5 protein-coding genes are annotated in these 7,311 nt (G+C 63.8%); 1 reads left to right on the top strand and 4 read right to left on the bottom strand.

All coding sequences use genetic code 11. The features are described from left to right. Together uvrA and Q0799_RS15100 are read right to left on the bottom strand one after the other, a co-directional pair. Positions 1 to 2,968, bottom strand: a 2,968-nt coding sequence (gene uvrA, locus Q0799_RS15095) for an excinuclease ABC subunit UvrA (RefSeq protein ID WP_298399838.1), incomplete at its 3' end; no start/stop codon positions are given. A gap of 98 nt (positions 2,969 to 3,066) precedes the next feature. After that, on the bottom strand, positions 3,067 to 3,651 hold the full coding sequence (locus tag Q0799_RS15100; protein WP_298399840.1) for a hypothetical protein: 585 nt from the start codon (positions 3,649 to 3,651) through the stop codon (positions 3,067 to 3,069). Positions 3,652 to 3,802: 151 nt separating this feature from the next. Between Q0799_RS15100 and Q0799_RS15105 the strand changes: the two genes are divergently transcribed. Further along, positions 3,803 to 4,969 carry an MFS transporter gene (locus Q0799_RS15105; RefSeq protein WP_298399842.1) on the top strand — a complete coding sequence of 389 codons (1,167 nt, stop codon included), beginning with the start codon at positions 3,803 to 3,805 and terminating at the stop codon, positions 4,967 to 4,969. 22 nt (positions 4,970 to 4,991) lie between these two features. Here Q0799_RS15105 and Q0799_RS15110 read toward each other — a convergent pair whose 3' ends face one another. Both Q0799_RS15110 and Q0799_RS15115 read right to left on the bottom strand, forming a co-directional pair. Then, positions 4,992 to 6,623: a ShlB/FhaC/HecB family hemolysin secretion/activation protein gene (locus Q0799_RS15110; protein ID WP_298399844.1), complete on the bottom strand. Its 1,632-nt coding sequence runs from the start codon at positions 6,621 to 6,623 to the stop codon at positions 4,992 to 4,994. Positions 6,624 to 6,630: 7 nt separating this feature from the next. Next, positions 6,631 to 7,311: MBG domain-containing protein (locus Q0799_RS15115; protein ID WP_298399845.1), on the bottom strand; the 681-nt coding region annotated here is incomplete at its 5' end.

Consider the following 7,311-nt stretch of genomic DNA (forward strand, 5'->3'; position numbering starts at 1 on the left):
CGCGCATGCGCAGCAACATGACCTCGGCCGGGATGGCCTGGGCGTCGTCCGTGGCCCCCGCTTCGGGCGCGGCCGCCGGCGGCTGGGTTCCAGGCGACTGGGTGTCCGGCGCGGGGACGCCGTCCTGGGCCAGGGCCGGGCCGCTCTGGTCGTGCAGGTCGACCTTGACGTTCATCGACAGGCCGATGCGCAGCGGGTGTTCGGCCAGCTGCTCGGGCGTTCCGGTCGCGACGATGGTTCCTCCGCCGTCGCCGCCATCGGGGCCGAGGTCGATGATCCAGTCGGCGGTCTTGATCACGTCGAGGTTGTGTTCGATGACGACGATGGTGTTGCCGTGGTCGGCCAGGCGGTGCAGCACTTTCAACAACAGTTCGATGTCGGCGAAGTGCAGGCCGGTGGTCGGTTCGTCGAGGATGTACAGCGTCCGCCCGGTGTCGCGCTTCGACAGTTCGAGCGCCAGCTTGACCCGCTGCGCTTCGCCGCCGGACAGCGTGGTCGCCGCCTGGCCGAGGGTGATGTAGGAGAGGCCGACATCGACCAGGGTTTGCAGCTTGCGGGCGACGACCGGCACCGGGTCGAAGAATTCGCGCGCCTGCTCGACGGTCATGCCGAGGATGTCGTGGATGTTCTTGCCCTTGTACTGGATCTCCAGCGTCTCGCGGTTGTAGCGCTTGCCGTGGCAGACGTCGCAGGGGACGTAGATGTCGGGCAGGAAGTGCATTTCGACCTTGATCATGCCGTCGCCCTGGCAGGCTTCGCAGCGGCCGCCCTTGACGTTGAAGCTGAAGCGGCCGGGGCCGTAGCCGCGCGCCCGCGACTCCGGCACCTGCGAGAACAGTTCACGGATCGGCGTCAGCAGGCCGGTGTAGGTCGCCGGGTTGGAGCGCGGCGTGCGGCCGATTGGCGACTGGTCGACGTTGATCACCTTGTCGAACAGGTCGAGACCGAGGATTTCCTTGTGCGGCGCCGGTTCCGTGGTCGAGCCGTAGAGGTGTTTGGCGGCCGCGGCGTAGAGCGTGTCGTTGATCAGCGTCGACTTGCCCGAGCCGGAAACGCCGGTGATGCAGGTGAACAGCCCGCCGGGAATCTCCAGCGTGACGTCGCGCAGGTTGTGGCCGTAGGCACCGACGACCTGCAGTTGCTTGTCGGGGTTTGGCGGCCGGCGTTTCTGCGGCACCGCGATTTCGCGCACGCCGGACAGGTAGGCGCCGGTCAGCGAGGCCGGGTTGGCGGCGACCTGGGCCGGCGTGCCTTCGGCGACCACCGAGCCGCCGTGCACGCCGGCGCCGGGGCCGATGTCGATGACGTAGTCGGCAGTGCGGATGGCGTCCTCGTCGTGTTCGACGACGAGCACGGTGTTGCCCATGTCGCGCAGGTTGCGCAGCGTCTGCAGCAGGCGGTCGTTGTCGCGCTGGTGCAGGCCGATCGACGGCTCGTCGAGCACGTACATGACGCCGGTCAGGCCGGAGCCGATCTGCGAGGCCAGGCGGATGCGCTGCGCCTCGCCGCCGGACAGGGTTTCGGCTGAGCGTTCGAGGCACAGGTAATCGAGGCCGACGTCGATCAGGAAAGTCAGCCGGGCGGTGATTTCCTTGAGGATCTTGTCGGCGATCTGCGCTTTATGGCCGGGCAGCTGCAGGCAGTTGAAGTAATTGCGCGCCTCGCCCAGCGGCAGGCGGCTGATCTCGTGCAGCGTCTTGTCGCCGACGCGCACGTGGCGGGCCTCGACGCGCAGGCGGGTGCCGTTGCAGGTCGGGCAGGTCGAATTGCTGATGTACTTCGACAGTTCCTCGCGCACGGCATTGGAGTCGCTCGCCCGGTAACGCCGTTCGAGGTTGGGGATGATGCCCTCGAAGCTGTGGCTGCGGTCGAAGCGCGTGCCCTTCTCGTTGGCGTAGCGGAAGTTGATGGCGGTGCTGCCGGAGCCGTAGAGGATGATCTGGCGGACGTCGTCGGAAAGCTGCTCGAACGGCGTGTCGACCGTGAAATCGTAGTGTTCGGCCAGCGATTCGATGATCTGGAAGTAGAACTGGTTCTTCTTGTCCCAGCCGCGAATCGCGCCGGCGGCCAGCGACAGGTGCGGCGCCGTGACCACGCGCTTGGGGTCGAAGAACTGGATGACACCGAGACCGTCGCACTTCGGGCAGGCGCCCATCGGGTTGTTGAACGAGAACAGGCGCGGTTCCAGTTCCTGCAGCGCGTACGAGCAGACCGGGCAGGCGAACTTGGCCGAGAACAGGTGTTCCTGGCCGGAATCCATCTCCAGCGCGATGGCCCGGCCTTCGGCGTGGCGCAGCGCGGTCTCGAAGGATTCGGCGAGGCGCTGGCGCATGTCGTCGCGCACCTTCAGGCGGTCGACGACGACATCGACGTTGTGCTTCTGCGACTTGGCCAGCTTGGGCACGGCGTCGAGTTCGTACACGGTGCCGTCGACGCGCACGCGGGCAAAGCCCTGGGCGCGCAGTTCGGCGAACAGGTCGAGCTGCTCGCCCTTGCGGTTGGCCACCAGCGGTGCCAGGATCATCAGCTTGGTCTCGGCCGGCAGCGCCAGCACGTGATCGACCATCTGCGACACCGTCTGCGCTTCCAGCGGCTTGTCGTGGTCGGGGCAGTAGGGCGTGCCGGCGCGGGCGTAGAGCAGGCGCAGATAGTCGTGGATCTCGGTGACGGTGCCGACGGTCGAGCGCGGGTTGTGGCTGGTCGCCTTCTGCTCGATGGAAATCGCCGGGCTCAAACCTTCGATCAGATCGACGTCGGGCTTTTCCATCAACTGCAGGAACTGCCGGGCGTAGGCCGACAGCGATTCGACGTAGCGCCGCTGGCCTTCGGCGTAGAGCGTGTCGAAGGCCAGCGAGGACTTGCCGGAACCGGACAGGCCGGTGATCACGATCAACTGATCGCGCGGCAGGTCGAGGTTGATGTTCTTGAGATTGTGGGTGCGGGCGCCGCGAATGCGCAGGGTTTCCATCGCCGTCTTTTTTGCGTGGGTTGGGGAGCGGCAACTATACGCAAAAGCGGCGTGTTTTGCACGGAAGGCTGTATGGATGTACAGCCTTTCACCGCTGCTCAGCGCTGGCGTGGCGTGAACACTTCCTGCTCGATCAGCCAGCGGCCGTCGACCTTGCGCAGTTGGAGCTGCTTGATGCCTTCGTCGCTCAGCGCCTGCGAGCGATAGCGCTGGTCGAAGGTCAGCCAGGCACGGTCAGCACCTTCGCGGCGGATTTCCGGCTGGCCGAGTTCGAGTTCGATCTGGCCGGCGCGGCCGATGATGCGCTGGCGGGCGCTGCGCCACTGCGCCGGGCTGACCATGTTGCCCTTGAATTCAGGGTGGTAGTACGCCAGGTAGGCGGCGACGTCGCGGCCGGCCCAGGCGTCGCGCCAGCCGGCGAGGAACCGTTCCAGGCTGGTGTCGGGCGGTGGCGCCGGGTCTGCGACCGGCGCGGGCACTCGGACGGCAGGCGGGGCTTCGGCCGGCAGCGGGGCGATGGAAGGTGGTGGTGCTGCCGGTGCGCTTGCTTCCTCAATCATCGGTGGCGGTTCAGGGGCATCGAAAACGGCCGACATCGTGTGACTGCAACCGGCGGTGCCCAGACTCAGGGCGACCAGGCCGGCGGCGATGCCCTGGCGGAAAGCGTCGTTGTTGTCTGTCATATGCACTCCTTGTACGGAACGGGGAAATGACGAAGCAATAGGCGCAACTATAACCCGGCCGCCGCTCGGGGTGGCTTCGGCAAACCTGCTAATATTGCCGCTTCGCTGCGATGCAACAACACCTATAACGATGTCTTCCCCTTCCGATCGCATGAGCCCGCAGGAACGCCGAGTCGGCGCCTCGCTGGCTTCCATCTTCGCCTTGCGCATGCTCGGCCTGTTCCTGATCCTGCCGGTGTTTTCCGTGCACGCCGCGACCATGCCCGGCGGCGACAACCTGATGCTGGTCGGTCTGGCGCTGGGCGCTTACGGCCTGACCCAGGCGGTATTCCAGATTCCCTTCGGCATGGCCTCGGATCGGGTCGGGCGCAAGCCGGTGATTGTCGCCGGTCTGCTGATTTTTGCGCTGGGCAGCTTCATCGCCGCCTGGGCGCCGGACATGCACTGGATGATCGTCGGCCGCGTGCTGCAGGGCATGGGCGCGATCTCGGCGGCGGTGACGGCGCTGGCCGCCGATCTGACGCGCGAGGAACACCGGACCAAGGTGATGGCGATGATCGGTTCGTCGATCGGCCTGGTCTTTGCGCTGTCGCTGGTCGGGGCGCCGCTGCTCTACGGCTGGGTCGGCATGGGCGGCTTGTTCACGCTGACCGGCGTGCTGGCGCTGGCCGCCATCGTCCTGCTGCTCAAGGCCGTGCCGGCGGCAGCGCAGCCGGCCGGACACCAGAAACTGCCGCTGCGTGCCGTGCTGACCAATCCGGACCTGCTCAAGCTCAACCTCGGCATCGGCACGCTGCACATGATCCAGATGGCCATGTTCGTCGTCCTGCCGCACGCGTTGCTCAGCCGGGGTGGCCTGACGGCGCCGGAACACTGGAAGGTCTACCTGCCGGCCGTGCTGGCCTCGTTCGCGATCATGGTGCCGGCGATCATCGCCGCCGAAAAGAAGGACAAGATGCGGCCGATCTTCCTCGCCGCCATTGCCCTGACCGCCTGCGTCCAGCTCGGCCTGTTCCTGTTCAGCGCCAGCTTGTGGACGCTCGGCCTGTGGCTGCTGCTGTTCTTCGTCGCCTTCAACATCCTCGAAGCCACGCTGCCGTCGCTGGTCTCGCGTACCGCGCCGCCGGCCGCCAAGGGCGCGGCACTGGGCGTGTACAACACCACCCAGGCGATCGGCCTGTTCATCGGCGGTGCAGCCGGTGGCACCATTGCGCAGCATTTCGGGGATAATGCGGTGTTTTCCGCCTGCACCGTCCTCGCCCTGATCTGGCTGGTCGTTGCCGGTACGATGAATTTCCCGCAGCGGCGCCAAGCTTAGGAAAGGGTAAAACGTTAGGCCCTCAGAAGACTTTGATGGCCTGAGCCCAGAGGCGAGGCGATCGATCGATGTCGGATGTCGGCTTGCCCGTGCCAGCTTTCCAAGCGGTGAATATTTTGACGGTGAACCCATTGTTGGCATAGTTGATACCAAGACCGGTGCCAGCGAGATGGCGATGGTTCGTTTCCGGCGTCCACGGGCTGTGGTTGATCTTCACCCGTCCGTCGTCGTAGAACGCCAGCGCTTGCCAGGTATCCGAAAGTTGCCAGCGAAATTCGGCGGAAAGCAGCCGGCCTTCATCGCCTGTTCCCTCGCCCTGGGGATAGGCTCGTATGCTCTGGGCCCCGCCCAGTGAGAACTTCTCAGAGGAACTCAGATTCTTCCTCGCGCCTTGCGCCGTCCATGACAAAAACAGGCTCCATCTGTCAGTCAGGCGCTGCGTGCGGTTCAAGGCAAAATTCCAGCGATCAAAGTGTCCTTTGCTACGTGCCGAAGCCTGATCAATGATTGCCGAATCCCGGTCCATTTCCAGTCGTCCGGTCGTCCATGACAGCAATGCCGAACTTATGCCACCACCTGCGATATCGTCGGCCATTGCGCCTTGCAGGCTGACAGTCCAGCTATCGAGTGATTTTCTGGCATGGGTGTTGGTGGCACCGATCCGATCAAGCAGCGATTTGCCATCGTATTGCAGCGCGACGAAGAGATTTGCATCGCGGCGACGCAGCAACGGATGCTGGGCATAGAGACTGGCAGTTGTTGCCCGTCCATCCGCATTCAGTACGGCAAAATCCTTGCCTAGCAGGTAACGCATTTCCGACCAGGCGACTCCAAGTCGCGTGCCCCATGGACCGACGGGCAACTGGTAGCCGAGGCGTAGGTAGGTCATCTCCTCGTCACTACCCTGGGCGCGTACACTAATTTGGTCTCCCAGTCCTGCAGGATTATTCCAGGAGAAGTTCCCGCCCAGGCGATAGGCACCAGTGAAACGGTTGCCGAAATTATCGAGATCGATCGAGCCCGTCAGCACCCGTCCAGGCTGAACCTCAACCAGCAAGTCAGAGGCACCTATGGTTTCACCCGGGCGCAGGGTTGTGCGTACCTCTACCCCCGGCAGGTCGCTGAGTGCGAGTAGGCTGCTTTCAAGCGTTGAGCTCCGCAGGGCTGCGCCCGTTTGCAATGCGTTGATTGTTGCCAGTGCGGCTCCTCCGATGCCTGCCCTGTTCTCTATCTCTACTTTGCCAAGCACGCCCTCGAGTACGGCGATTTCCAGTACCCCGTTGTTGATTTCCTGTGCTGGCACATAGGCGCGGGCAACCAGATAGCCCGCTTCCCGGTAGTAACGCGTGATGCGTAGCGCCAGAACGTCGATATCTGCAAGCGTAAATTCTTTACCGCTGCTGTCAGCGATCAGTGCTTGCAATTCGGCGACGGGGATGGCGTGGGCGCCGCTGATGAGGAATGCCTTGACGGCAATTCGGGCCTCATCAGCAGGCGAGTCCGGTCGTTTTTCCTCGATACGGGTTGGCGACGACTTGGGAGCGGACAATACGGGAGGCGGGCCGAGCTGTTGAAGCAACTGCCCGGCATCGGGTGCCATTTGCGCAAACGCTGCAGCTGGGGCGAGAAATAGCAGGGAGGCAAGGCGTTTCATGACTGATTTACTGACATTGGAGGGTGATTTCAGGTGGTAACGCCTGTCCGCAGGGGGTGATCGTAAAGCCAGGGATGCCGGGCAACACCGTGCCTGCCTTGTTGGTGCCGCTAATGTCCTGTTGGTCTTCCGGCGCGAGCGCCAACAGGTTTGAGGAGAGATTGCCCATGATGGTGTCCTTGCTATTTCCATTTGAGCTGTTGGCGGTCCCCCCCGAGTGGACAGAGGCCATTGCAGCGTCAAAGCCATTGACTGGTGCTCCGGGAACTGTTGGTACATTGGTTGGCACTGGCGGAAGAGCTGCAATGGTAAGTATGCCATCTGTATATGCGATGGCGTAGTTGCTACTGGTCAGGCCGGATGGCGTGATGATGTAGCTGCCGACGTTGATTGCGCCTTGGGATGTCCCACCCCAAGCCAGGCTGCCGCCGAGTACGGTACTGCTCTCGCCATTGACGAAGCCTGAGTAACCAACGCCGTTACCGCCAGAGAAGGGGTGACCGTCGTGAGTCTTGCTGGCATCGTTGGCGGTTACGATGAGGTTGGCCTTGTTGATGGTGCTGGTGGTGTTGTCGGCGTAGGTGACGTTGTAGTTGTTGCCGCTGTTGCCGTCGTTCACCGTCACGCCGCTTACAGTCACCGTCTTGTTGCCGATGCCGGCATTTTTGTCGGTGTAGGCGAAGGTGCC

Origin of the sequence: uncultured Azonexus sp. (assembly GCF_937982035.1) — a bacterium.
In the GTDB taxonomy this organism is placed as follows: Bacteria; Pseudomonadota; Gammaproteobacteria; order Burkholderiales; family Rhodocyclaceae; genus Azonexus.